The sequence below is a fragment of the Pantoea sp. PvP021 genome, from assembly GCF_054056055.1.
This window is the reverse complement of record NZ_JBSRXX010000006.1, coordinates 77,866-103,855: the sequence shown is the minus strand read 5'-3', so window position 1 is coordinate 103,855 and position 25,990 is coordinate 77,866. Positions and strand designations below refer to the sequence as shown.

Below are 25,990 nucleotides of genomic sequence, written 5' to 3'. Positions count from 1 at the left end.
CACTCCTGCCATATTTAATGCAACATTTAAATTTTTCTCCGCAAAAACCCCCTCCCCTACTGGAGACGGCTGCCATAGAAAAAATAGACTCAATAAAAACATAAACACAGGAATAGTGGTGCATGAGTATATGAATAAAATTATTAACTTCCATTTAGTTATACGGATCATTTTTTCTCTCCCGAATTATTGCCATTCGGTGAATTAAGTAAACCTGATGTGAGAGAGTCTGCGACATTACCCGCCACAGATGGCACTGAGCTTTGAGGGACCGGTTTTGATATTGTCCAAACCCCGCTCGACACCCATTCATATTGCTTTGACACAGGATTGAAGACCTTATCAAAAGGTACTTTTAAAATATTTCCTGCTTTATATCCTGCCCCAGAACTAGTAGTACTCATAAGTGCAGCCATAATCGGATCATCTCCACTTATTTCTGCCTGATAATACCCACCTGCTGCATTCCATGTAACCGTTGGGTTATAACCTTTACCCGCAGTAATCCCACCAACAATTACAGATCCAATTACATCAGACAGTTTTACCTCACCTGTCGTGCCATATTGAATACCTACATTTGCAGCCCCAGCAACTCCAACAGCAATTAATTGCTCCTTGCTGTTATTCACAATATTCGTAATAATTGCTTTCCCACCCATTATCACTACCGGCCAGGAAGTTGGGTTCATTACCACATCCATAAACCGATCACTTTTCGTGATATTATCCTTAAGGAATTTAAGATCAGACCCGTTAAGATATTTAACTATCGCAGCTGCATCCGGATCTTTCAGTTTATCACCCAGCCTTACCTGATGTTTATCAGCATCCAGAGCAATGTTAGTTTCCGCCTGAACCAGTTCTTCCCAGCTTACACAGGCAACACCTCCTCCGGTGCAGGCTTCCGCCAGTTCTTTACTGTTTTTATTGCTGATATCAATATATTTGTTAATTACGGCCTGACAGTCACCGCCCGACGCTTTACAGTCCGAGAGTTCTTTATCAAGCGCCCTGGCTTCTGCGGTGTGCAAATGATTATTCTCAACCGCATTTTTACCCGCCTGAGCCCCCGCCACCGCATCCGCCGTGCTGTCACCCACAACGCCGCCCGCAAGACCCGCCGCCAGCGTCCCCAGCGCACTTATCGTCTGCCGCTGCTCCTCAGACAGGTCTTCACGTTTAACGCCCGGATACAGCTGCTGCGCGATGTACTCGCCCATCACCGCCCCCGAGGCGCCGGCCAGCGCAGCATTGCCCGCCGCGTACGAGGTTACCGCACCCAGCACCGCGTGCGCCATCAGGTTCGCTTCAGTATTAACCTTACCGTTCGCGTCCGTGGTCAGTTCATGTATCTTTTCCGCCAGGTACGGTGCCGCCGCGCCGCTTATCGCCTGCGCCACGTTCCCGCCCGACAGGCCCTGCACCGCCGCCGTCACCGCGCTGATGCCCTGCTGCAGCGACGAACCCGTGCCGAATGGCTTCATCGCGTTGTCATACGCCCGCTGCGATATATCGGCTTCCGTATAAGCCTTACCGCTTGCCGCCAGCTGCTCACGCGCCGCCTGAAGAGCCGCCGGGTCCTGCTGCGCCTTCAGGCCCGCTATCTGGCCCTGCGTCCGTGCGATATCTCCCGCCTGCGCGCCGATTTCCCCGATGAGCTGCGCCGCCTTCAGCCGGTTCTGTTCCTTCTCCTTGTCGAAGATGACGTCCAGCCCCGGATTGGCATTCGCCACGTCGCGGCTCAGCCCTGCCACGTCCTGCTTCTGCTTCGACGGGTCGCGGATGATTATCGTGCCTTCGCTCACCGCCGCCTTCGTCACAGAGTCCGCGCTGCCGCTGTCGTTCAGCCCCGCCAGCATGCCGTTCGCCATGTTGCCCGCAAAGTCGCCGCCGATATTACCGCCGGTGCTCATCCCCGCGCTCTGGTGCTCCACCTCATATTCCGCGTGGTTCTCAATATTGCCGAAGCCCAGCGTGCCGGTGTCGAGCCGGTTCTTATCGGCGGAAGCCGTTGAGCTGATGACCGCGCCGTTCAGCTGCGTGTGCTCACCCACCGTGACGTCAAAGCCGCCCTTCCCGGCAAAAATCCCGGTCTGCTCCGCCACGCTCTGCCAGCTGCTGTGCATCTTATCCCGGCTCACGTTCACGTTCGCCGACCCGGTCATTGAGCCGAAGGTGAAGCTGCCGCCCGCGCTGGCGCTCTGCTGCTTACTGTCGTAGCGGTCGCTGTCCTGCTCCGAGGTCAGCGTCAGGTTGCGGCCCGCATCCACCTTCACGCTCTCACCGCTGGCCTGCGCGCCCGTGAGCGTGATGTCGCGCCCGCTGGTCAGGCTGAGCCGGTTGCCCGCGTCCAGCGTGGTTTCGCCGTGCGTCAGCCCGTTGCCTTTTTCGCTGCCCTTCGCCGCGTTGACGCTCGCCGATACCGTGATGCCGTACCCGCCCGACCCCACGCCGATGCCGATACCGACGCTGCCGCCCTTGCTGCTGCTGGTGCTTTCAGTGCTCTGCGTGTTCTGCGCCGACTGCAACAGAATGTCCCGTGACGCATCCAGACCCATGTCGCCGCCCGCCTTCAGCTGGCTGCCGGTGATGCTGATGTCGCCGCTCTGCGCCGTACCGTTTTTGCCGGTTGCCGTGACGGTCAGATTCCGGCCCGCCGTCAGCGTACTGCCCTTCGACTGACTGCTTTCAGTACGCGTTTCGCTTTTCGACGACTGGCTGCCGTACGAGGCGCTGACGCCGATGGTGTTGGTCGATCCCGCCTGATAGCCGTCCTGCCCCGGCTTCAGGTCGCCGGCTGCATTATGTGCGTCTGCTGAGGCAGTGTTCAGCCCGTCCATCTGATACGCCTGCGCCGCCTGCACCCCGTTCAGCGCCGCCTGGGTGTTCTGCAGCGCGCTGACCCGCCCGTCGCCCGACTTCCTGGCCTGCTGCGCGCTGCTGACCGCCGTGTTGAGCGCACTTCCTGCCGCACCCGACAACGCCAGCGTCAGTCCGCTCTGCTTCGACTCGGTCTTCTCGGTGCGGGTCCGCTGGTCAACACCCGGATCGATGCTCACGCTGTCGCCCGTCAGGTTCATGTCTTTACCCGCCACCAGGTCTGCGCCGCCGACGTGCAGCCGGTTGCCCGCCGTGACGTTCACGCTGCCCTGGCTGCTGCCGACGGTGCTGACGCTCTGACTCTGGGTGGTACCCTTCTCATCGATTTCATGGCGGGTCGACTGCTTGCCGACCGTGAAGCCGATGCCGCCGCTGCCCAGCAGGCCGCTCTTTTTGTTCTCCTGCAGCTGGTAGTGGCTGTCGGTCTCGGTTGCCGCGCCGATCTCCACGTCGCGTCCGGCCCGCAGATTGACGTCCTGGTCGGCAGCCACCGCCGATCCGGTCACCGTCAGGTCGCGTCCGGCGATGACCGTGACGCTTTCGCCGCTCAGCAGGCTGCCGTTCTCACGGGTGGTAACGTCCCGCGTCACGCTGTGACTGCTACTTTTGTTCAGCAGGCCTTTATTCTCTGAGCGTTCTTCACTATAGAGTGACTCACGTTCGGTGGCGGTGTTGAGCACCACGTCCTGTTTCGCCTGAAGCCCGACCGCGCCCTGTTCGCTGTGCAGCGTACTGCCGGTCACGGTGACGTCGCCCTCGCGCCCAATCACTGTTACGCCCTGCTGCCCGCTGAAGGTGCTACCGGTGCTGCTCTCGCGCACGCTTTCTTCTTCACGATGGGTGCGGGAATTACCCTCGCGCTTGTTTTCGCTGTCCTGATCGAGCAGGCTGGCGCGCGCATCTTTAATGGTGACGTTCTGCGCGCTGACGCCAATGCGGCCCTCGGTACTGTCGACCTGCGCGCCTTCGGCCAGCAGGTTATTACCCGCCACCAGCGTCACATCCTGAGCGCCGCTCAGGGTGCTGAGCAAAAGGCGATCTTCCGTGCGACTGTTGCTGACCGACGAGGTCCGGCTGTCGGCCTCAAGATGGGTGGTATTGGTGGTGGTTTCAGCGCCGATGTGAATGTCGCCGCCAGCCTGAACCCGGGCAGAGCCGGAGGCGCTGGCCTGGCTACCGGTCAGCGTCAGGTCACGCCCGGCCGAGAGCAGAAGATTGCCACCGGCGTTAAGCTCGCTGCCCTGCGCCTGCTGCCACTCGCCGCTGACCTGCGCCATGCGCCTGCCCGCTTCTTCCATGCCGCTGCTGGTGCGGTTACCCATCGCCCCGGAGATCACGTTCAGGCTGCCGCTGTGACTGCTTTTCGCGGCACCAATCTCAAGGTTGTTGCGCGCGCTCAGACTGAGGTTACTGGTGGCATTGAGCTTCGCGCCCTGTAGCCGGATATCAGTGCCGCTGAGGCTGATATCGTCAGCGCTCATCGTCGCCTGACGCAGGGCATTCTGCAGATCGGTACTGATCGTCAGCGTCTCCGCCTTCACATCAATGCTGCCCGCCGTGATGTCGCCACCCAGGTGCTGAAACTGCCCGCTGTCGATGGAGAGCGCCTGATCCGCAAAAAGGTTACCGGCATTGGTCACGCTGTCTGCCGAGAGCTGCAGATTACCGCCGCCAATCACCGCGCCCGCGCCAGTCAGGCGCAGCGTGGTCTGTGCCAGATAAACTTTCGGCACCCACACCGTCTGAGGGCCGTCTGCCGTATCAACCGTTTCGCTGACCAGCCAGACGATATCCTGTTGCAGCGCCGCAATCTGCTGCGGCGTCAACGCCACGCCCGGCACCAGATGGAAATCCTGCGCCACTTTAGAGCCGTTGTTCATTAGCTCCTGATACTGCGCCATCGCATCCCAGCCGTTAACGGAAGGCCTGCCGGTCAGTTTCAGGACCTGCTCGCGAACCAGACGCTGCTCATAAAAACCGTCGCCCAGACGTTTATGCACCTGTGACGGGTCGTAACCCACCCGTTCAAGCAGATAGTCGCTGCTGATAAATTTGCTCTTGCTGGTAAAACGCTCGTCAGTCACGATCAGATACGGGCTGCCCGCCGCGGTATGCTGGCTGAACAGACCATTATTGGGGATGGTTGTGGCGACTTTCTCCAGCTGTTGTAGCGCCGTCAGGGCCAGTTCAGCCGGTAACAGTGGGCGACCCGATGTGTTATCACCCGTCGTAAGTTCTGTGTCGCCGTCATGGCGGGCGACCCCGTCCACGGTAAAGGCCAGTGGGTTACGTTCATACTCCGCACGCTCAGCGTCCACTGCCTGCAGCGCCGCTTCAAGCTGGCTTATCTGCGCCTGATTAACGGTGGTAGTGCTGATGCTGGCCCCGTTAATGCTGACGTTGCCGTTGCCGGTAATGATGCCGTCAACGGTTGCCAGGGCTGTGGTCTCATCGGAATTGAAGGTCGGATACCAGTGGCGCGTGCTTCTGTCGTAATGATCGACAATCACTTCCTGGCGTCGCTCATTGACCGAGTAACCCCGGTTATCAATGCTGCCACCGCCATCCAGTGTCAGATTGCCGTTAGCCGTGATCACGCTGGCATCGTTGAATAACGCGCCGGTGATGCGCAGGATCATGTTGCCGCCCGCCAGAATACGGGCGCCAATGCCTTCGCTGACCAGCCGATCACGCGTTATGGTGCCAGTTGCAGTTCGTTCACGGAAATTGTTGTAATCAGTAACGAACGGCGCATTGTCGATGTCGATATGTTTTTCGGGATCCCATTGCTCCAGACGTCCACGATCATGTTCACGCCACACCGTATTTTGATAGGGAGTCGGTACGTTATTTTGCCGGAATCCGCGGGTTTCATAGAACGTCATGGCATACGTGCCATCGGCGCTGGGGTTCAGCGCCAGATAGTTAACCCAAAGATCGGTCAGCACGCCCTGATTGTTCATGACCCGTACCTGAGCGCGTTTGCCCACAGCGTCAATTGCCAGCAGGGTGCCGTAAGGATTGCTCTGCGCCGCGGCCTCATCCTGGAAAGTCAGTTGCTGAGTCGTTGACGCCATGGTGCTGAGATCCGTGCTCACTGCTGAGCCGTAAGATCGCCAGTAGTAGTTATAACGATGCCACTTGTAGTCGCTGGTCTCAGCCTCACGCTCTATCACCAGCCCTTCGCGCAAGTTGTCGAGCCGCCGCGCTTCCAGCGTCATATCACCGTCCGCTTCAATAAAGCTCGCCCGGTTCTCGATCAGGTCATCGCTATGCAATGACAGGCGATTGCCGCTATAGAGCAGCGCGCCATCTGTGTTGCTCAGCCGCTCACGGGCCTGCAGGGTCAGGTTTTGAGTTGCCGCGATGACCGCAGGCTGTCCATGGTTGTCGATCACCCGGGAACGCACGGTGACTTCATCACCCATCAACGCGGCACGGTTATCCAGCGAGTCGACACTCAGCGTCAGGTCGTCGGCTTCAAGACGCCCGCTGTTCAGCAGCGCACCGGTCGTGAGCTGAACTGTTTTGCCCACCAGCATCGCCGGGTTGGTTATGCCTGCCGCATTCAGCACCAGATTACCCGGCAGCAGCCAGTCCACCAGGTTAGTAAACGCCCCGCTCAGAGAGACAGTCACCGTGCCGTTACTGCTGATGGTTTCGCTCGCCTGGCGGGTGTAGTCCTGTTGCGCGCTCAGCCTCAGAGCTTGCAGGCCCAGCAGCGTGCCGCCCTGATTATCGAAAGAGTGTGCATGGATGTTTAATGCGCCAGCACTCTCCAGCCGTCCGCTCTGATTGAGCAGCACCAGCGGTGAATCAGTCGGTGAGAGATCACCGTTGAGAATGAGATCGCCATTCGCCAGCACCCTTCCCTGCCGGTTGTCCAGCTGTGCAACACCGCGCAGCATGAGCGTTCCGGCGCTCTGCAGCCGTCCGGCGCTGTTATCGATATCACGTGCAGTAATGTCGCTGTAGGTGGTGCCGAGTAACAGACCGCCGTCGCGGTTGATAAGGCGATCGGCCTGCAGTGAGAGCCCCGCCTGACTGCTGATCACACCCTGGGTACTGTTATCGATCGCCGTGGCGTTCAGCACAAGATCCTGGGTGGCGACAAGCTGGCCGCCCTGATTGTTCAGTTGTGCGGCTTCAAGGGCCAGCGCCGCGCCGCTGTGGACTTTGCCCTGCTGGTTGTTGAGCGTGCCGACGTGATAACTTCCCGCGCCCTGGCTGATTAGTGTGCCGCTGGCATTCTCCAGCTGCCCGGTGGTCAGATTAATCGCTTCACGGCTGCTGAACACGCCCTGACGGTTGTTGATCGCTGCGGCATTGATCTGCTGCCCGCCATTACTGCGTACCGCGCCGCCCTTGTTATCAAACTGCCCTGACAGCTGAAGTGTCAGCTGTTGCTGGCTGTCGATATTGCCGCCTGTGTTGTTCAGCGTCTGCGCATCCAGCTGGAACGCTTCGCCGCTCTGGATCTTACCGGCCTGGTTATGCACATCCCCGGCCAGATTCAGCTTCAACTGCCGCTGACTGTAGAGCAGACCGCCCTGGGTGTTATCGAGTCGCGCAGCGATAATAGTCAGCCCCTCACCAGCCAGCCACTGGCCATCCGCATTGTTAATGTTACCGGTGCGGCTGCCTTCGGTCTGACCCTGAACGGTAAGCTGCTGCTGAGCAGAGACTTTACCGGCCAGGTTGTTGATATCCTGCGCAATGCGTAACGCCATGCCAGCAGCCGATTGCAACACGCCGCTGGCGTTACTAAGCCAGTTCGCCGAGAGTTCAGCCTGCTGCTGACTTTGTACGCTGCCCGCCGTGTTATCGAAACCGGCAGTCGTGGCAGTCCAGCTTCCCTGGCTGCCCATCCAGCCCTGCGTATTGCTCATCTCCTGCGCCTGAAGCGTCTGGCTTAACCGGCTGAAGATGCGGCCATTGCTGTTATCCAGACGACCAGCAACCTGCATATCCAGCGTATCCAGCGCATTGATCGCGCCCTGAGCATTCAACAGATTTGCGGCGCTGGCCTGCGTGCGGCCATTACCGGTCAGGGTGCCACCCTGATTGTCCCAGTCGCCCGCCAGGTTCAGCGTCAGTGCCTGCTGGCTGAGAATCTGCCCTGACTGGCGATTGTTCAGTGCGCCGCCCTGCAGCAGCAGATCGCCGCCGCTTTGCAGCGATCCGCCATCGTTATCAAATAGCGTCGCTGCGGTGCCATGGACCGCGAGGGCATTTTTCGCCGTGAGTTTGCCGCTCTGGTTGAGGATATCGCCACGGCTGGTCAGCTCCAGATCACCGCCAGACTGCAACCGGCCGCTGGCGTTATTGAGCTGATCTGCCGCCGCCGTGACCCGCTCACCGCCCTGTGCCGTTCCGTCGCGGTTCTGCCAGAGTCCGCCGCTGTTGAGTGAGAGATGATGACCCGCTTCGATCCAGCCATTGCTGTTGTCCAGGCCCTGTAGTGTCGTCAGATCAAGATCGCCCTGGCTGACGATCTCGCCCTGCACATTATTCAGATGCTGCGCGGTCAGCGACAGCTGACCGCCGTTCAGGGTGCCAGCGTGATTATCAAGATCACCGCCCGCGCTGAGCGTCAGCGCATCACCGGCCAGCAGCTTACCCTGACTGTTGTTTACAGCCGTGCTGGCATTAATAGCCAGCGCGGCCTGGGTTTTAACGGTGCCACCCTGGTTAGTCAGGCTGCCTGTCTCAAGCGTCAGATCGCCATTGTTACCCAGCTCACCCGCGGTATTGTCGAGCAGACCGTCAATCCGCCATTTTTGGGCGGCGTTGTCGAGTGCGACCATGCGTCCACGCTGGTTATTGAGCGAGGCGGCCCGGAAGCTGAGTTGCCGGCTCTCAATCGCTCCGTCGCTGTTATCCAGCCCACCACTCAGGGTGAAGCGGCTTTCGCCACTTCCGGTCTGCGACCATCCGGCCTGCTGGCTGAACAGGCTGCGTCCATCGACCTGCCAGCGCCCGGCGCTAATCTGCGCCTGCTGCGCCTCGATATCACCTGCCGTGTTAATCACCAGCTCCGTGCCATTAATCACCGACTGACGCACGGCAACACCCTCATCCTGAGCCGTCAGGGTGGCGCGGCTGGCGGCGACCTGAGCGCCACTGAGATCGACCCGGCGTCCGCGTGCGCTGACCTCTTTTTTGCTCAGCAGGCTGCCGCTGGCGCGAATGGTATCCTGGCTCTCCAGCTGCAGATTAGCTTCCTGCACAACCTGGCTACTGGCATCGCTGCCTGCCAGCAGGTGTCCGCTGCTCTGGATACTGCGGGCCGCCGTCAGCCGCACATCACCTGCCGCCGCCAGGGTGCCGGACTGAGTGATTCCGCCTTCGCGGCTCCGGACCGTCAGCTGACCGCCACTGTGGAGCTTGCCCTGATAATCGATATCCTCTCTGGCCGCAAGACTGATGTCGCCTCCGGCCTGCGTCACGCCATCCTGCGCCGCCGACTGCCAGACAAGCTTACCTTCGCTGCTCACCACCAGCGTTTTGCCCGCCTGCACCTGAGCGTTCTGATTTCGCACGCCGACGCCCGCTTCAGTGCCTATCATGCGGATCTGGCCGCTGTACATGCCGCCCATCTGCCCCATGTCGATCGCCAGTTCAGGTCTGGCGCTGCCGTCATCAGCCAGCGGTGTGACCGTCTGTGCGTCTGCGCTTACGCGATTGCGACCGGCCACCACCGCCAGCTCTTTTTTGGCCCAGACGCCCGCATTGATCTCCACCGCGCGGGCCAGTATGTCAACATACTCAGTATCATGACGGTGATCGCCGTTGAGTCCGCCGCCTTCAATGCGCACCACGCCGCGTTCGACCTGATAACCCGCCAGACTGCCGTCAGCGTTGAGCTGTGGTTTGCCGGTGGTCAGCGTCATCCGTCCGGCGTTGATGGTGCCGCATCCGTTACAGACAATCCCGGCCGGGTTGGCAACGATCACCTGCGCCCGTCCGCCCGCCACTTCCATATAACCGCGCAGCTGGCTGGGATTATTGCTGTTTACTTCGTTGATGATTACCCGCGCCGCTGGGGTGTCTGGGTTGAGATTCGGGTTGCCCTGAATCATTCCGGCCAGTTGTGTTGAGGTCATCACTGCGGAGTTATTCAGGATGGCGCCGTTCTGCGCGACATCGAATTGCTGATACTGGTTATGCGAGATACCCGCCTGATTGGGGGCGGTGATATTAACCTGCGGCAGCCCGTTCTGGGTGGCGATGACGTCCGGCCGCTGTCCTGGCGTAGCATTGCTATCCGCCACAATGCCGTTCGCCATTGCAGGCCCGGCAAACAGGGCCATTCCCAGCAGCCACGCCGCGCGGCGTAAAGTGACCCAGAGACGCGGCGTGCCGTTGCCACGGCTCTGACCGGGCTCCGTGCTGCAACTGCGGGCAAGTTCTGACACCACCCGGAGTTCCCCATGGGTGCGGCTGAAGATAATGCGATAGCAATGTTTATTCATGGGTCACATCCATGTGAAAGTCACTCAGTTCAGATAGCGGGATCGCCCGCTTTGGTGGTCAGATTTCCAGGTTAACGCTGAAACCCGCCGTCGCGCCTGATGTATGAAATCCCGCGGGTTTATAGAGCGGAATGCCCGCAAACAGGTCGTAGCTGAAGCGCCCCCAGAGCGCGCCGCGTACGCCTATTGCACTGCCTGCCAGTTGATGTCCGACCAGGTCGCAAGTCGCAGGTCCGCTTACCCGGCCATAATCGGCAGCCAGATAGAGCTCATGTCCGCGCGAGAAAAGATTCCAGCCAATTTCGTTGCGCCACAGCAGTCCTTTTTCCCCCGACAACATCTGTTCACCGTCGAAGCCGCGTACCGTATAACGGCCGGCAATCGCCATGCGCTCCTGTGGCGTCAGGGCATTCGGACTCCATTGGCCCCGCACACTGCTGTAGACCCGCCAGGGCTGCTCGCCCACAGCGAAAGGATGGTTGATGCCGAGGTCGCCCAGCAATATGCCGGTACGCGCGCTGCCCTGATGACGCGACTCTTCTGGTGCAGGAAGCGCATTAAACGCACCAGTACCGCGCCGCCAGGCGATACTGGCGTCCAGCGTGCTGCTGCCCAGATAGCTATGCTGATTCAGGCCCAGTTCCCAGCCCGCGGTGCGCCGCTTTTGCTGCACAATGTCGATATCGTTGACGGCGTTGGTGGAATGTTTGCGGTAGCCACGCAGATTAAGCGTGGTTTTGTTCGACTGATCGCGGTAGAGCAACCGGGAGACCGTGAGCTGGAAATTATCGCTCTTGCCGCTGTAGCGCAGCACCTCATTGGCATTGGGGATGTTCTGGTGATAGGTGTAGTCGTTGTAGTTGGCGGAAACGGCCCAGTAGCCTATCGGGAAAAAGTAATTCAGGGTGTGCGAGCGGTTACCGAACGGCCCATGCTCAAACAGATTTTTGCCAATATTGGCGTAAAACAGATCGTTCTGCGCAAAGGGCGCATCCACTGCGAGGGTGGCGGAACCGAGGTAGCGCCCGGTACTTCTGGAGCCGCTGTCATCCAGTCCCAGACTGAGCCGCACCGGTCTGCCTTCGCGCCAGTTGACCTGCAGATCGCTGGTGGCTTCCTGCTCGCCCGGCACGATTTTAATGTCGGCACTGGCACTGGGCACCCGCTTGAAGTTCTCCAGCCCCTGCTCAATATCCCGCAGATTTAATATCTCGCCCGATGACGCCGGAATCGCATTCCACAGCCGTCCACGCCAGGAAACCGGTTCATCAAAACGGATCCTGCTGATACGGCCCGGCTGTAACGTCAGCGTTAATACGCCTTTAGTCAGATCCTGCTCCTGTGCCATGACGCGGGTGGTGACATAGCCTTTGGCGAGAATTGCATTCTGCACTTTGTTAATGACCAGCACGATGCCCTGTCCGCCCAGGCAGCGGCCGGTGGCATCCGCGGCGGCGTCGAGCGCCCACTGAAAACGGCTGGCTTCATCGCCAGTCAGGGCGATCTGATTGATGGTAAAGCAGGGCTGCTCACTGGCAGGATAACCGGGCAGACGACTATCAGGACGGGGAAGATGTTCATTCGCCTGCGGCGCATTCTGCTGTTGCAGCACGCGCTCGCGCGTCTGCTGACGCAGTTGCTCGCGGGCATCAATTGCCTGGCCTTCTTCGCGGGGATTATCGGCTGGTGGGGCTGCCATCAGCGGGAAAGCAGAGCAGAGCAGCGCGCCTGCCACCATGGTGAGCAGACGCACTGGCGGATGCCAGAGCGATAAACAAATCCTTTTCATGAAAATTCCATTTCACTAAATGTAACCGGGTGTAAATTCTGGCGAATTATCCATCAGGTGAGGGGAAAAACAAGAGGGCTGGCTATTTTTAGGGCGGTTTCTTAACCACCGGATTGATGAAAAACTTTAGAGTATGACAGGAGAAAAATTAACAATTAACCTTTTGATATATAGACATAATATTTATAACCTGGCGCATCACAACAGCCGATCCCTGATGACCGGCAATGGTAGTTTGAGCACTTTAGCGTATTCATTTGCACCCTAAAAAATGGCCGCTATAGCGGTCACACCCAGGTATGAGTTGAAAACATCAGGCCAAAAAATCCCATAAAAAAAGGGACGATTGCTCGTCCCTTTTCCGCACAACAAATAGCATTACTGTAGCAGTGAGATATCCGCGACCTGCAGGAACAGCTCACGCAGTTTTGACAGCAGCGTCAGGCGATTAACCCGCACCGCCTGATCGTCGGCGTTAACCATCACTTTATCGAAGAAGTTGTCTACCGCAGTACGCAGCTGCGCCAGTTCGACCAGCGCATCCTGATAACGACCTTCAGCGAAGTAAGGCTGCAGCTTGCTGCTCAGCGCAGTGACAAAGGTCGCCAGCTGGATCTCTTCATTCTCTTTCAGCAGCGACGCCTGCACGCTCTCATTCAGCGTTTCAGTCGATTTTGCCAGAATGTTAGAGACGCGCTTGTTCGCCGCCGCCAGTGCTGCGGCTGCTTCCAGCGTACGGAAGTGCGACACCGCTTTCATGCGTGCATCAAAGTCAGCCGGACGGGTCGGACGACGCGCCAGAACCGCCTGCAGCGTGTCGATGCTGTGACCCTCTTCCTGATACCAGGCGCGGAAGCGACCCAGCATAAAGTCGATCACATCATCCACCACGCGGGCGTTGCTCAGCTTGCTGCCATACAGGCGCACCGCTTCTTCGGTCAGAGTCTGCAGGTCGAGCGGCAGGTTCTTCTCAACGATGATACGCAGCACGCCCAGCGCCGCACGACGCAGTGCGAACGGGTCTTTGTCGCCTTTTGGATGCTGACCAATGCCGAAAATACCGGCCAGCGTATCCATTTTATCCGCAATCGCCAGTGCACAGGCGACAGGGCTGGACGGCAGATCGTCACCGGCAAAGCGCGGCTGATACTGCTCATTCAGCGCCACCGCCACATCTTCGGCTTCGCCGTCGTGACGCGCGTAGTGCATGCCCATCACGCCCTGGGTGTCGGTGAACTCGAAGACCATGTTGGTCATCAGGTCACACTTCGACAGCAGGCCCGCGCGGGTGGCGTGATTCACATCTGCGCCAATTTCACCGGCAATCCAGCCCGCCAGGGCCTGAATGCGATCGGTTTTATCGCGCAGCGTGCCCAGCTCTTTCTGGAACAGCACCGTCTCCAGACGCGGCAGGTGATCTTCCAGACGCTTTTTGCGGTCGGTATTAAAGAAGAACTCCGCATCGGCCAGGCGTGGACGTACCACTTTTTCGTTGCCGGAGATAATCTGGCGCGGATCGCTGGATTCGATGTTGGTGACGAAAATGAAGTTCGGCATCAGGTTGCCGTCATTGTCATACACCGGGAAATACTTCTGATCGCCTTTCATGGTGTAGACCAGCGCTTCCGCAGGTACCTTGAGGAATTTCTCTTCAAAGGTCGCGGTCAGGACCACCGGCCACTCCACCAGCGATGTCACCTCTTCCAGCAGGCTGTCGCTGATATCAGCGTTGCCGCCTAAACGGCGTGCTGCTGCTTCAGCATCGGCTTTAATCATCGCTTTGCGGACCTGATAGTCGGCAATGACCTGGCCGCGTTTTTCCAGCACATCAGGGTACTGATCGGCGTTGTCGAGCGTGATTTCGCTTTCACCCATAAAGCGGTGACCACGAATAACCCGATCTGACTTAATGCCCAGAATGGTGCCTGGGATCAGCTCATCGCCCAGCAGCATCGTCACGGTGTGAACCGGACGAACGAACTGCACATCGCTGTTGCCCCAGCGCATCAGTTTTGGCACCGGCAGCTTGCTGAGCGCGGTAGCGATCATTGCGGGCAGCAGCGCCTGGGCCGCTTCGCCTTTGACCTGAGCGCGATAAACCAGCCATTCGCCTTTATCGGTGGCGAGACGTTCAGCCTGATCGACGGTAATGCCGTTGCCACGCGCCCAGCCTTCAGCGGCTTTGGTCGCGTTGCCGTCAGCGTCAAACGCCGCAGCGACCGCCGGTCCGCGCTTCTCTACTTCCCGATCGGGTTGTGAGGCGCTCAGGTTTGCGACTTTCAGCGCCAGACGACGCGGCGCAGCAAACCAGCTGACCTCGCCGTGGCTCAGGTTAGCGGCATCCAGTTCAGCAGTGACCTGCGCGGCAAAGGCTTCTGCCAGGCTGCGCAGGGCTTTTGGTGGCAGCTCTTCGGTGCCGATCTCCACCAGGAAGGTTTGTTCAGTCATGGCTGCCTCTTACTTTTTGTTATTGCACATCGGGAAGCCCATTGCCTCGCGAGAGGCGTAGTAAGCTTCAGCCACGGCTTTGGTCAGGGTACGAATGCGCAGAATATAGCGCTGACGCTCTGTTACCGAGATCGCTTTGCGGGCATCCAGCAGGTTGAAGCTGTGTGCCGCTTTAAGAATGCGTTCGTAGGCGGGCAGTGGCAGCGGTTTTTCCAGCGCCAGCAGATGCTGCGCCTCTTTCTCATACTGCTCGAAGCAGGTAAAGAGGAAATCAACGTCGGCGTATTCGAAGTTATAGGTGGATTGCTCCACTTCATTCTGATGGAACACGTCGCCGTAGGTGGTTTTGCCCAGCGGACCGTCGCTCCACACCAGATCGTAAACGCTGTCGACGCCCTGGATGTACATCGCCAGACGCTCCAGACCGTAGGTGATCTCGCCGGTCACCGGCTTACACTCCATGCCACCAACCTGCTGGAAGTAGGTGAACTGCGTCACTTCCATGCCGTTGAGCCACACTTCCCAGCCGAGTCCCCAGGCACCCAGCGTCGGGTTTTCCCAGTTATCTTCCACGAAGCGAATGTCATGCACCGTCGGGTCCATACCCAGCTCTTTCAGCGAGCCAAGATAGAGCTCCTGAATGTTGTCCGGTGAGGGTTTGATGATCACCTGGAACTGGTAGTAGTGTTGCAGGCGGTTCGGGTTTTCACCGTAGCGGCCATCGGTAGGACGGCGTGATGGCTGCACGTAAGCGGCGGCGATCGGCTCCGGGCCGAGTGCGCGCAGGCAGGTCATCGGGTGTGAAGTGCCAGCGCCCACTTCCATGTCCAGCGGTTGGACAATGGTGCAGCCCTGACGCGCCCAGTAATCCTGCAAGGTCAGGATCAGCCCCTGAAAGGTTTTGGTATCAAACTTTTGCATGTTGAGTGTGCACGCGCTTCGGTTAGATTAAAAAAAGAGGCCGACAGTATACCCTTTGACCGCGCGATGTGCAGCCGTAAATCCCAGGCGCTACCGGCGCGTTTTCGCGGTGATTCAGGGCGCTGGCATACAGATGGCTCCGAATCCTGCTGGCAGCAGTTGTTGCTCTGGTCGCATTTGGCTACCCTTTTGCGCACGGACGCGATGCGCAAGAGGATGCCATGCCGCAGAAGATTTACTGGATCGATAATTTACGCGCGGTTGCCTGTCTGATGGTGATCGTGATTCATACCACCACCTGGTATATCACCGGGCCGATGGCGGTGACTGGCATCACCTGGGATGCGGCTAATCTGCTGAACTCAGCATCACGCGTCTGTGTTCCGCTGTTCTTTATGATCTCCGGCTATCTGTTTTTCGGCGAACGCAGCGCCCAGCCGCGCCATATGCTCCGGCTGGTGCTCTGTCTGTTGTTCTACAGCGCGGTATCGCTGGCCTATATCACCTGGCTGACCCCCATCAGCGAAGGGCGATCAATCCTGAAGATGCTGCAGAAGCCGGTGTTTTATCACCTGTGGTTCTTCTTTGCGCTGATCGGCATCTATCTGCTGTCGCCCCTGATCCAGGTAAAAACCGTGCAGGCGCGCTACGTGGCGCTGCTGGTGCTGGTGCTGGCGGTGCTCGCCAATCCCAATACGGTCAGCCAGTCGCTGGGGCCATTTCACTTTCTGCCGGTTAATCTCTATGTCAGCGGTGACAGTATCTACTACCTGCTCTATGCGCTGCTGGGACGGGCTATCGGCACGATGGAAACGACCCGGCGCGGCCTGACGCCGCTGGCTGCCGGGCTGTTTATCGCCTGTGTGATTGGCATTACGTTAGGGACGAAACAGGCGCTGATCGTTAACGGGGCGTTTAATGACACCTGGTATCTCTACTGCGGACCGCTGGTGTTTATCGCCGCGATCAGCCTGCTGATCGTGTTTAAAAACAGCCTGAACCAGCGCACCCTGCCCGGTTTAACGGTGATTGCGCGCTATTCACTGCCGATCTACGGCTTTCATGCGCTGTTCATTCACTACCTGCGAACGCATCATTACGATGATATGTCGCGTCCGTGGCTCGACCTGCCCTGGGTGTTCGGGCTGACGCTGGGCGGCAGCCTGCTGCTGGGTATGGCATTGAAACGCGTCGATACCCGTCACTTTGTCAGCTGATTGGCTTCACGCTGGCGGGCGCGCCGTAGCTGGCGCGCCGATGAAAACCCCGCCGCCAGCGCCGCTTTTTCGGCAGATTCACCCTGCTGCTGACGCTGGCGCGCCACGCCAACCCGCAGCTGCTCATGGTATTCACGCACGCTAATCCCCAGATGCTGGCGAAACAGCCGCGCCAGATGGCGGCTGCTGACATGCGTGCGTCCAGCCAGCTCGGTCAGGGTCCAGCCGTGCTCAGGATGGGCAATCATCAGATCCTGCGCCCGGTGAATGGCCGGATGCATGTGGTTGCGGTAACGCAGCCACGGCGAAAGTTGCGGATCGTCACCGGCACGGCGGAACCAGACCACCATCTCCCGCGCTACCGCCAGCGCGGTTTGCGTATCGCAGAGCTGATTAATCAGATGCAGCGCCAGATCGATTCCCGCCGTGATGCCTGCGCTGGTCCAGATATTCTCATGCCCGACAAACACCCGGTTCTCCTGCACCCGTGCGCGCGGGGCCGCGGCTTTCAGGCGGGCAATTACATCGTGATGGGTGGTGCAGAGCACGTCATCCAGCATGCCTGCCTGCGCCGCCAGCAGCGCACCCGAGCAGACGCAGACCAGCATAAAGGTCTGCGCGCACAGCGCGGCGTGCTGGCGCATCAGCCAGTCGCGAGCCTCTCCGGCCTGCGGCGTGGCGTAACAGACCTGCGAGTCATAGACGCCAGGCACCACCAGCAGACTCCCGGCGGGCAACTGATCAGGTAACGGTTCGATGCCGCCAATGGTCATGCCGGTGGAGCAGACCACCTCCGGCTGCGGGCCGATGTAGCGCAGCGTAAAGTGCTCGCCCGCCAGCTTCAGCGTCTCGGCCGGGCCGGTGAGATCCAGCGCCATCACGCCGGGCAGGGTTAAAAAACAGACGGTGTGTGTCATGCTGGCCCGCGCTACACCAGATCCCAGCCACGGGCGCGCCACAGCGCAGGCAGTTGCGCCATATCGTCGAAGCGCGTCACCAGCGGGTGATCCAGTTCAGGGTTGTGCGGGTCAGCGCAGTAGTAGTAGACCGGAATGCCGGCAGCGATACCGGCGCGGGCGCCCGCTTCGGAGTCATCCACCAGAATGCAGCGCTCAATCGGCACCTGCATCTGTTCCGCCGCGTGGTACATCAGTTCCGGATCGGGCTTCCAGTGCAGAATGTCATAGCCGCTGTAGAGGTGCTCCGCAAACAGCGGCAGCATGCCGGTTAAGCCCAGCGAGTGCTGCATCTTTTTTACCGTCCCGTTTGAAACCACGCACATCGGCACCTTGATCTGCTCAACCAGCGCTTTCGCGCCCGGGATGGGCTGCAGTTGCTGATCAAACAGCCGCGCGACCTCTGCGCGATAGGCGGTCTCCACCTCTTCCATCGGCAGCGTCACCTGATGCGCGTCGCCGACGTCACGAATAATGTCGTAGAGTTTGACGCCCTTATACTTTTCAAACATCTGCTGCAGCGACAGTTCCAGGCCGTAACGGGCAAAGGTGTTGACGTAGGCCTGGGTACAGAGCAACTCACTGTCCACCAGCGTGCCATCGCAATCAAAAAAGACGCATTCTACTGACATCAGACTCTATCCTTCGATTCAGGGGTGTGCTCCACACTCTACCGCACTCAGCGCAGATTGCGAGACTGGCAATCGGTTGCGAAAAATCATTGTATTGCCCCGGTAAAATCGCCAGGATACGCGCCGATGATTTTTTCTTCTGGATGGATGGCATGAGCAAGCAAGGCGTTTTGCAGCGCATCTTCAGGCTGCAGGAACATGGCACCACGGTGCGCACCGAAGTGATCGCGGGTATCACCACCTTTCTGACGATGGTCTACATCGTCTTCGTCAATCCGCAGATCCTCGGCGTCGCCGGCATGGATACCCAGGCGGTGTTTGTGACCACCTGTCTGATTGCCGCTTTCGGCAGCATTCTGATGGGACTGTTTGCCAATCTGCCGGTGGCGCTGGCGCCCGCAATGGGGCTGAACGCCTTTTTCGCCTTTGTGGTGGTCGGTGCGATGGGCTATTCGTGGCAGGTGGGTATGGGCGCGATCTTCTGGGGTGCGGTCGGCCTGCTGATCCTGACGCTGCTGCGGGTTCGCTACTGGATGATTGCCAATATCCCGCTGAGCCTGCGCGTCGGCATTACCGCCGGTATCGGCCTGTTTATCGCCATGATGGGGCTGAAGAATGCCGGTATTATCGTGCCGAATCCCGATACCCTGGTGGCCGTGGGGAACCTGACCTCGCACAGCGTACTGCTGGGCGCGCTGGGCTTCTTTATCATCGCTATTCTGGCATCACGCAATATCCACGCGGCAGTGCTGATCTCGATGGTGGTTACCACCGCTATCGGCTGGATGCTGGGCGACGTGAAGTTTGTCGGCCTGTTTTCTGCGCCGCCTTCCATTACTTCTGTGGTTGGCCAGGTGGATATCAAAGGCGCCTTCAACATCGGCATGGCAGGCGTAATCTTCTCCTTTATGCTGGTCAATCTGTTCGACTCCTCCGGCACGCTGATCGGCGTCACCGACAAAGCGGGACTGACCGATGAAACCGGCACTTTCCCGCGCATGCAGCAGGCGCTCTATGTCGACAGCATCAGTTCAGTGAGTGGTGCGCTGGCGGGCACCTCATCCGTGACCGCCTATATCGAAAGCACCTCGGGCGTGGCGATTGGTGGTCGTACCGGCCTGATGGCAGTGGTGACCGGCCTGCTGTTCCTGCTGGTGACCTTCCTGTCACCGCTGGCCGCGATGGTGCCATCCTACGCCGCTGCGGGCGCGCTGATTTACGTTGGGGTGTTAATGACCGCCAGCCTGTCGCGCGTACGCTGGGATGATTTGACCGAAGCCGTTCCGGCGTTTGTGACCGCCGCCATGATGCCCTTTAGTTTTTCCATCACCGAAGGCATTGCGCTGGGATTCATCGCTTACTGCGTCATGAAGCTGGGTACTGGCCGCTGGCGTGAAATCAGCCCCTGCGTAGTAATTGTTGCTCTGCTGTTTGTGCTGAAGATTGTCTTTGTAGACGCGCACTAAGCGCATTCAGGGCCGCAACCTCCGGGTTGCGGCTTTTTACATTTCAGGATGCAGGCTGCGCTCGCTGGGCAGGCTGGTCAGCCGCAGAGCATGAGGCCCGATGTTGGGCTTACCCATCTCTATTTCGCGTAATGCGTGCCACTGAAAGGCGTTATCCATCTCCCACAGATGCAGACGCTGAGTCGCAGACGACAGCGCACACGACCAGACCAGCATGGGCTCCGCATCACACACCACCTGAATATCGGGATAGAGTGAAGATCGCAGCCGACCCGCACCGGGCAACAGGCGCAGCGAATCCAGTCCCCGATCGCCCTCTCCCGTCAGCTTGAGAATGCTCTGGCGTAATGTCCAGATCTGCGTCACCGCCTCCATGGCATCCTGCTGGGCATTGATCCAGGCGATCTCGCCCGAGGTTAATCCCTGAATCAGCTGCTCCTGAGTCTGACGGCTTCTGGCATGCACAATCTCCATATCCAGACCGGCACGTCCACCCTCTTCGGCCAGCAGCACACCCACCGTATTGCCCGCATAGGCGATGCTGAAATCGGGCAGATCGCTGTCAGCAAAAACGGGGCGTCCGTTGCTCTGGATAAGCAGGCGCGGCAGCTCACCAATGCCATAAACCCGTAGCATCAGTTGTGCCAGCAGGGTACGGGCGGCAAGAAATCGCCCACGGCGTTTGTCAGCAAACTGCTGTGCCGTGTCGGTGATAGCCTGGGGAATGCGTAAATCATTAGCCGGGAAGCCGGGATCGCCCGTCCAGCGTACAAAATGACCAGCCATCTGTCGCTCCGTGAAAATGGTCAGATAATCATCAGAAGCATTGTAGGAATTTTCTTACCTTAATGCACCTGGCAACGCACAGATTGGGGTAAATTCGGAATAGGATGAGCAGAATCGCGGGGATCGACCAGAGATAAGCGTCGCGATTCGACTCGCGACGCGGGCAGCATCAGGCGAAACGGCTCGCCTGCTCAAAGCTCAGTCGCGGCAGGCGCGGATGCAGTTTTGACGCGTCACCATAGCCGAGGTTAATCAGCAGGTTAACCTGATACTGACCGTCGGGGAAAAAGGCGTCATTGACTTTGGCCGGATCAAAACCGGACATCGGACCGGCATCCAGACCCAGCGAACGCGCCGCCAGAATCAGGTAGCCCGCCTGCAGGCTGCTGTTACGGAAAGCGGTCTCTTTTGCCGCTTCCGGGCTGCCAGTAAACCAGCTGCGCGCATCAGCATGCGGGAACAGGGCGGGCAGCTGCTCATAGAACTCGCGGTCCCAGGCCACAATCACCGTGACCGGCGCGCTCATGGTTTTTTCCAGATTGCCGGAAGAGAGTGCCGGTTTCAGCTTCTCTTTGCCTTCCGCCGAGGTCACGAAAACAAATCGCGCAGGCGAGCAGTTCGCCGAGGTCGGGCCCAGTGCTGTTAAAGCATAGAGCTGCTCCAGCAGGGCGTTATCGACGGGCTTAGCCTGCCAGTAACTGTGGGTGCGGGCGTCATTAAACAGCGTGTCCAGTGCGGCAGTGTCGAGCGGTGTACTCATGCAACTCTCCTGTTTCAGGCGAAAAAGTTCGCCCAACGGTGTTCACGTAGTGGGTTTGCGTCCGGTCCGGCGCGGCGGGATGAGGCGGGGATCACTCACCGCAATCCGTCGCCGCACGTCAGATCGGCGCTTCAACCGTTATACGGCAATGCCGTGCCGCCGCAAAATAACATATCAGCAAGAATCAACGCAGAGGCGGGAATAACAGGGAGGCAGCGTGGCAGGAAATCTGGCCTGACAGCAGGACGCTATCAGGCCAGCACGGTTATTTACCGATACAGAAGCTGGAGAAGATGCGACCCAGCAGATCGTCAGAAGTGAACTCGCCGGTGATCTCGCTTAACGCCTGCTGGGCAAGACGTAACTCTTCCGCCAGTAGCTCACCGGCCCAGGCACCGAGCAGCTGCGCTTTACCCTGCTGTAAGTGCGTTGCCGCCAGCTCCAGCGCCTGCAGATGACGGCGACGCGCCAGGAAGCCGCCTTCCATATTGCCGGCGAAGCCCATGCTCTGCTTCAGGTGATCGCGCAGCTCGTCCACGCCCGCGCTGGTGCGTGCCGACAGGCGAATCAGTGAGTGACCATTTACTTCTGTCAGACCGAGAGACTCACCGGTGACATCCGCCTTGTTGCGGACCACGGTAATCGGCAGTTCGGGCGGCAGACGGGAGACGAAATCGGGCCAGATCGCCGCCGCTTCGGTGGCATCGGTCGTCGTGCCGTCCACCATAAACAGCACGCGATCAGCCTGTTCGATCTCCTGCCAGGCGCGCTCAATCCCGATGCGCTCCACTTCGTCGCTGGCTTCACGCAGACCGGCGGTGTCGATGATATGCAGCGGCATGCCATCAATATGAATATGCTCACGCAGTACGTCACGGGTGGTGCCTGCGATATCCGTGACGATGGCGGCGTCACGGCCCGCCAGCGCATTCAGCAGGCTCGATTTGCCCGCATTAGGCCGGCCCGCAATCACCACTTTCATCCCTTCACGCAGCAGGCTGCCCTGACGCGCTTCGGCACGGACGGCATCCAGGTCGCCGATCACCGTATTCAGCTGCGCTTCGATTCTGCCGTCAGAGAGGAAATCGATCTCCTCATCCGGGAAGTCGATAGCTGCTTCGACATAGATCCGCAGGTGAGTGAGTGCTTCCACAAGATGATTGATACGGGTGGAGAAGACGCCCTGCAGGGAGTTCACGGCCGAACGCGCCGCCTGCTCAGAGCTGGCATCAATCAGGTCAGCAATCGCTTCGGCCTGCGCCAGATCGAGCTTGTCATTCAGAAACGCACGCTCTGAAAACTCACCCGGCTGAGCGATACGCACGCCAGGCAGCGCCACGATGCGCTTCAGCAGCAGGTCGAGGATCACCGGGCCGCCGTGGCCCTGCAGCTCCAGCACATCTTCACCGGTAAAGGAGTTAGGACCAGGAAACCACAGCGCAATGCCCTGATCCAGCACGCGGCCATCGCTATCGGTGAACGGCAGATAATCGGCGTAACGCGGCTTAGGCAGTTTGCCCAGCAGCTGGCGGGCGACCTCTGCCGCCTGGGCGCCAGAGACGCGCAGAATGCCTACGCCGCCGCGTCCGGGTGGCGTCGCCTGGGCAACAATGGTATCGCTGTGGCTCATAAATTTTCTCTCGCTACAAAAAACACAGGCGGTCGCTTTGACCGCCTGAGAATAGACTATTTTAGGGCGGGATTACTCCCGCTCTGGATCGCTTACGCTTTCTTCTTGTCGCGGCTATGCAGACCACGTTTTTCCAGGCCGCGATAAATCAGCTGCTGCTGGAGAATGGTGACCAGGTTGCTGACGATGTAGTACAGCACCAGACCTGACGGGAACCACAGGAAGAACACGGTGAAAATCACCGGCATGTACGTCATGATCTTCTGCTGCATCGGATCGGTCACGGTGGTCGGTGACATCTTCTGAATGAAGAACATGGTGATGCCCATCAGAATCGGCAGGATGTAGTACGGGTCCTGCGCTGACAGGTCATGGATCCACAGAATAAATGGCGCATGACGCAGTTCAACCGAGCCTGACAGCATGTAGTAAAGCGCCAGGAAGATTGGCATCTGAATCACCAGCGGCAGACAGCCACCCAGCGGATTCACTTTCTCTGCTTTATACAGCGCCATCATTTCCTGGCTCTGCTTCTGCTTGTCATCACCCAGACGCTCACGCATCGCCTGAATTTTCGGCTGCAGCATGCGCATCTTCGCCATCGAGGTGTACTGCGCTTTGGTCAGCGGGTACATAATGCCGCGCACGATGAAGGTGATCACGATAATGGAGAAGCCCCAGTTACCGATGAAGCTGTGGATAAATTTCAGCAGTTTGAACAGCGGCTGAGAGATAAACCACAACCAGCCGTAATCTACGGTCAGATCAAGGTGCGGCGCAATCGCTGCCATCTTGTCCTGAATTTCCGGGCCGACCCACAGCGTTGCACCCAGATTCTGCTGTGCGCCCGCGGCAATGGTGACCGGTGCAGATTTATAGCCAATCGCCGCCACGCCATTACCCAGGTTGCTGGTGTAAAGGGTGTTGGTGCCTTCGGTACGCGGAACCCAGGCCGTTGCAAAGTACTGCTGCAGCATCGCAACCCAGCCATTGCTGGTGGTGGCGTTCAGGTTCTCGTTATCCGCGATGGTGTCGAATTTATACTTCTCATATTTCGACTCGCTGGTGGAGTAGGCCGCGCCACGGAAGGTGTGCAGAGCAAAGTTGTTGCTGCCGGTATCACGATGCTTAGGCAGATCGATGGTCTGCTTCAGCTGGCCAAACAGCGACACTTCCAGCGGCTGCTGGGTGGTGTTGTTGACATGATAATCGACATTAACGGCATATTCGCCACGCTTGAAGATGAAGGTTTTGGTGTAAACCACGCCATTTTCAGCGGTGTAGGTCATCGGCACACGCAGTTCGGACTGGCCATCAGCCATCTCGAAGTGATCCTGCGCAGCGTTGAACAGCGGACGCGCGCCGTTGTTCGGGTTATCCGGGCCATTACGACCGGTCAAACCACTCTGTGCCTGATAAAGGAACGCTGGCGTTGTTTCAAGCAGCTGGAACGGCTGGTTAGAACCCAGTTTGTCCGGGAAAGTCAGCAGCTGTGCTTGTTCAACATCACCGCCTCGGGTGTTGATATTCAATGACAGGACATCAGTCTTAACGGTGATCGTCTGGCCCTGACCGCTGGCCGGTACACCCTGACTGGCGGTATCACCCGCTACGCTGTTTGTGCCTTGTGTGGTCTGCGTCTGCTGTGGCTGCGGAGCGTGGTCCGTCTGCCAGGCTTGCCAGATCATAAAGGTCACGAACAGAAAAGCGATGAGAAAGAGATTGCGTTGCGAATCCATCGTTAATGTTCTCTGGTATCAAAGGTTTTTGGCGGCACAGGATCGTCACCACCCGGGTTCAAGGGGTGGCATTTTAATACGCGTTTTAATGTCAACCAACTGCCTTTTATCAGGCCGAACCTGCGTAATGCCTCAATTCCGTAATGAGAGCAGGTCGGGTGAAACCGACAGTGTGGTCCCAGTAATGGACTGATGCCGCGTTGATAGACGCGTATCAGGACGATCAGGAGCCGCGCGCCAGGCGACAGTGACGACGCCATAATTTCTCCAACGCTTCCGCCAGCATACGGTTATCCAGATCGGCAACCCCCTTCTTCGCGACCACCACGAAGTCCATCGACGGCAGTTCATGTTGACGCAGACGAAAGCTTTCGCGGGTCAATCGTTTGATCCGGTTGCGTTCATGAGCGCGTTTCACATGTTTTTTAGCGACGGTGAGACCGATGCGGGGATGCCCCAGCGCGTTAAGGCGGCCGAGAATAGTAATTTGCGGCGTGCCAGCCCGTTGTGGCTGCTGGAAGACGAAAGTGAAATGAGTGGGAGTTAACAAACGTAACTCCCTGGGAAATGCGAGCTTACCCATCAGGGCTTGCTTTATTACTTAGAAACGGTCAGACGAGAACGGCCTTTAGCACGACGACGTGCCAGAACCTGACGACCATTTTTTGTTGCCATACGAGCACGGAAACCGTGTGAACGGTTGCGCTTCAGTACGGACGGTTGAAAAGTGCGTTTCATGGCGGTTTCTACCTAAACTTGAAAATTTTCACTGGGTGACGCGTTTCGGGCCAGAAAATCGACCTACGCCTCAATGTGTCTTTAATAAAGAGGCGGGATTGTAATAATTGTACAGTCCCGAGTCAATTTACTTCGCGTGTCATAGTGCCTGAAAACCCGCATACAGCCCGCAGAGTCCCGACTTTGCGCCTGATGGCTCAATGTCGGGTGGAGAATTATACGGGCTCCGCACTAAAGCGCAAGGATCGCACGGGATCTTATTGCGATCGGCTTGCCGGATCCTGGGGATAAAATGAGATGTCGCCCGAAATTTTAATGGATTGCGCCAGATCCCTGCCGGTTTTTCCCGCAACTGGCGTAAACTTCTTTGCGCGCCTCTGGCCTGTGGATAAAAAGGATCAAAACTGTGTAGAAAGGGAAGATCTCTGCCTCGCTTTGCGCTATGATCCGCCCTTCCGCTGACGATCCTCCGGTGATTGCAGGACGGAAAACCGCTGATAGCGGTCGCAGGCGCTTTCTTAGCGTCTGTGTCAAAAATGAACGTTTCTTA

15 protein-coding genes are annotated in these 25,990 nt (G+C 58.5%); 2 read left to right on the top strand and 13 right to left on the bottom strand.

The genetic code is table 11. The features are described 5' to 3' along the window. Positions 1 to 167 precede the first annotated feature (167 nt). The 4 genes from ACVKSX_RS16415 to glyQ all read right to left on the bottom strand — a co-directional run bounded on the left by ACVKSX_RS16415 (position 168) and on the right by glyQ (position 15,516). Positions 168 to 10,358 carry a hemagglutinin repeat-containing protein gene (locus ACVKSX_RS16415; protein WP_354439207.1) on the bottom strand — a complete coding sequence of 3,397 codons (10,191 nt, stop codon included), beginning with the start codon at positions 10,356 to 10,358 and terminating at the stop codon, positions 168 to 170. Positions 10,359 to 10,416: 58 nt separating this feature from the next. After that, on the bottom strand, positions 10,417 to 12,147 hold the full coding sequence (locus ACVKSX_RS16410) for a ShlB/FhaC/HecB family hemolysin secretion/activation protein (protein WP_354439205.1): 1,731 nt from the start codon (positions 12,145 to 12,147) through the stop codon (positions 10,417 to 10,419). A gap of 378 nt (positions 12,148 to 12,525) precedes the next feature. Beyond that, a complete protein-coding gene (gene glyS / locus ACVKSX_RS16405; RefSeq protein ID WP_064690441.1) occupies positions 12,526 to 14,595 on the bottom strand; it encodes a glycine--tRNA ligase subunit beta in 2,070 nt (689 codons plus the stop codon). 9 nt (positions 14,596 to 14,604) lie between these two features. Continuing rightward, positions 14,605 to 15,516: a glycine--tRNA ligase subunit alpha gene (gene glyQ / locus ACVKSX_RS16400; protein ID WP_010258942.1), complete on the bottom strand. Its 912-nt coding sequence runs from the start codon at positions 15,514 to 15,516 to the stop codon at positions 14,605 to 14,607. 221 nt (positions 15,517 to 15,737) lie between these two features. On the opposite strand from glyQ, the gene ACVKSX_RS16395 reads away from it, so the two are divergent. Further along, on the top strand, positions 15,738 to 16,733 hold the full coding sequence (locus tag ACVKSX_RS16395; RefSeq protein ID WP_010671618.1) for an acyltransferase: 996 nt from the start codon (positions 15,738 to 15,740) through the stop codon (positions 16,731 to 16,733). On the opposite strand, the gene ACVKSX_RS16390 is transcribed toward ACVKSX_RS16395, so the two are convergent. Next, positions 16,718 to 17,650 (bottom strand): GlxA family transcriptional regulator, encoded by a 933-nt coding sequence (locus tag ACVKSX_RS16390; RefSeq protein WP_323169308.1) that lies wholly within the window; start codon positions 17,648 to 17,650, stop codon positions 16,718 to 16,720. The two genes, ACVKSX_RS16395 and ACVKSX_RS16390, sit on opposite strands and share 16 nt — an antisense overlap. Positions 17,651 to 17,661: 11 nt before the next feature. Continuing rightward, positions 17,662 to 18,321, bottom strand: coding sequence for a 6-phosphogluconate phosphatase (gene yieH, locus ACVKSX_RS16385; RefSeq protein WP_010258939.1), 660 nt, complete (start codon positions 18,319 to 18,321; stop codon positions 17,662 to 17,664). Between the two features lie 152 nt (positions 18,322 to 18,473). On the opposite strand from yieH, the gene ACVKSX_RS16380 reads away from it, so the two are divergent. Continuing rightward, positions 18,474 to 19,787 (top strand): NCS2 family permease, encoded by a 1,314-nt coding sequence (locus tag ACVKSX_RS16380; RefSeq protein ID WP_010258938.1) that lies wholly within the window; start codon positions 18,474 to 18,476, stop codon positions 19,785 to 19,787. Between the two features lie 36 nt (positions 19,788 to 19,823). On the opposite strand, the gene ACVKSX_RS16375 is transcribed toward ACVKSX_RS16380, so the two are convergent. From ACVKSX_RS16375 to rpmH, 7 genes are all read right to left on the bottom strand, one after another. Beyond that, entirely contained in the window at positions 19,824 to 20,573 is a 750-nt protein-coding gene (locus tag ACVKSX_RS16375) for a 4'-phosphopantetheinyl transferase family protein (RefSeq protein ID WP_010258937.1), read from the bottom strand. A gap of 169 nt (positions 20,574 to 20,742) precedes the next feature. Next, positions 20,743 to 21,333, bottom strand: coding sequence for a malonic semialdehyde reductase (locus ACVKSX_RS16370; RefSeq protein WP_010258936.1), 591 nt, complete (start codon positions 21,331 to 21,333; stop codon positions 20,743 to 20,745). A 265-nt stretch (positions 21,334 to 21,598) separates the two neighbouring features. Then, positions 21,599 to 22,963, bottom strand: coding sequence for a tRNA uridine-5-carboxymethylaminomethyl(34) synthesis GTPase MnmE (gene mnmE, locus ACVKSX_RS16365; protein WP_010258935.1), 1,365 nt, complete (start codon positions 22,961 to 22,963; stop codon positions 21,599 to 21,601). 92 nt (positions 22,964 to 23,055) lie between these two features. Beyond that, positions 23,056 to 24,702 carry a membrane protein insertase YidC gene (yidC, locus tag ACVKSX_RS16360; RefSeq protein WP_010258933.1) on the bottom strand — a complete coding sequence of 549 codons (1,647 nt, stop codon included), beginning with the start codon at positions 24,700 to 24,702 and terminating at the stop codon, positions 23,056 to 23,058. Positions 24,703 to 24,704: 2 nt separating this feature from the next. Next, complete coding sequence (gene yidD, locus ACVKSX_RS16355) at positions 24,705 to 24,962, bottom strand: membrane protein insertion efficiency factor YidD (RefSeq protein WP_008926397.1); 258 nt, start codon at positions 24,960 to 24,962, stop codon at positions 24,705 to 24,707. Further along, entirely contained in the window at positions 24,926 to 25,285 is a 360-nt protein-coding gene (rnpA, locus tag ACVKSX_RS16350) for a ribonuclease P protein component (RefSeq protein WP_008926396.1), read from the bottom strand. The genes yidD and rnpA overlap by 37 nt, the downstream gene beginning before the upstream one ends. Before the next feature lie 14 nt (positions 25,286 to 25,299). Next, positions 25,300 to 25,440 (bottom strand): 50S ribosomal protein L34, encoded by a 141-nt coding sequence (rpmH, locus tag ACVKSX_RS16345; protein ID WP_003849659.1) that lies wholly within the window; start codon positions 25,438 to 25,440, stop codon positions 25,300 to 25,302. Positions 25,441 to 25,990 lie beyond the last annotated feature (550 nt).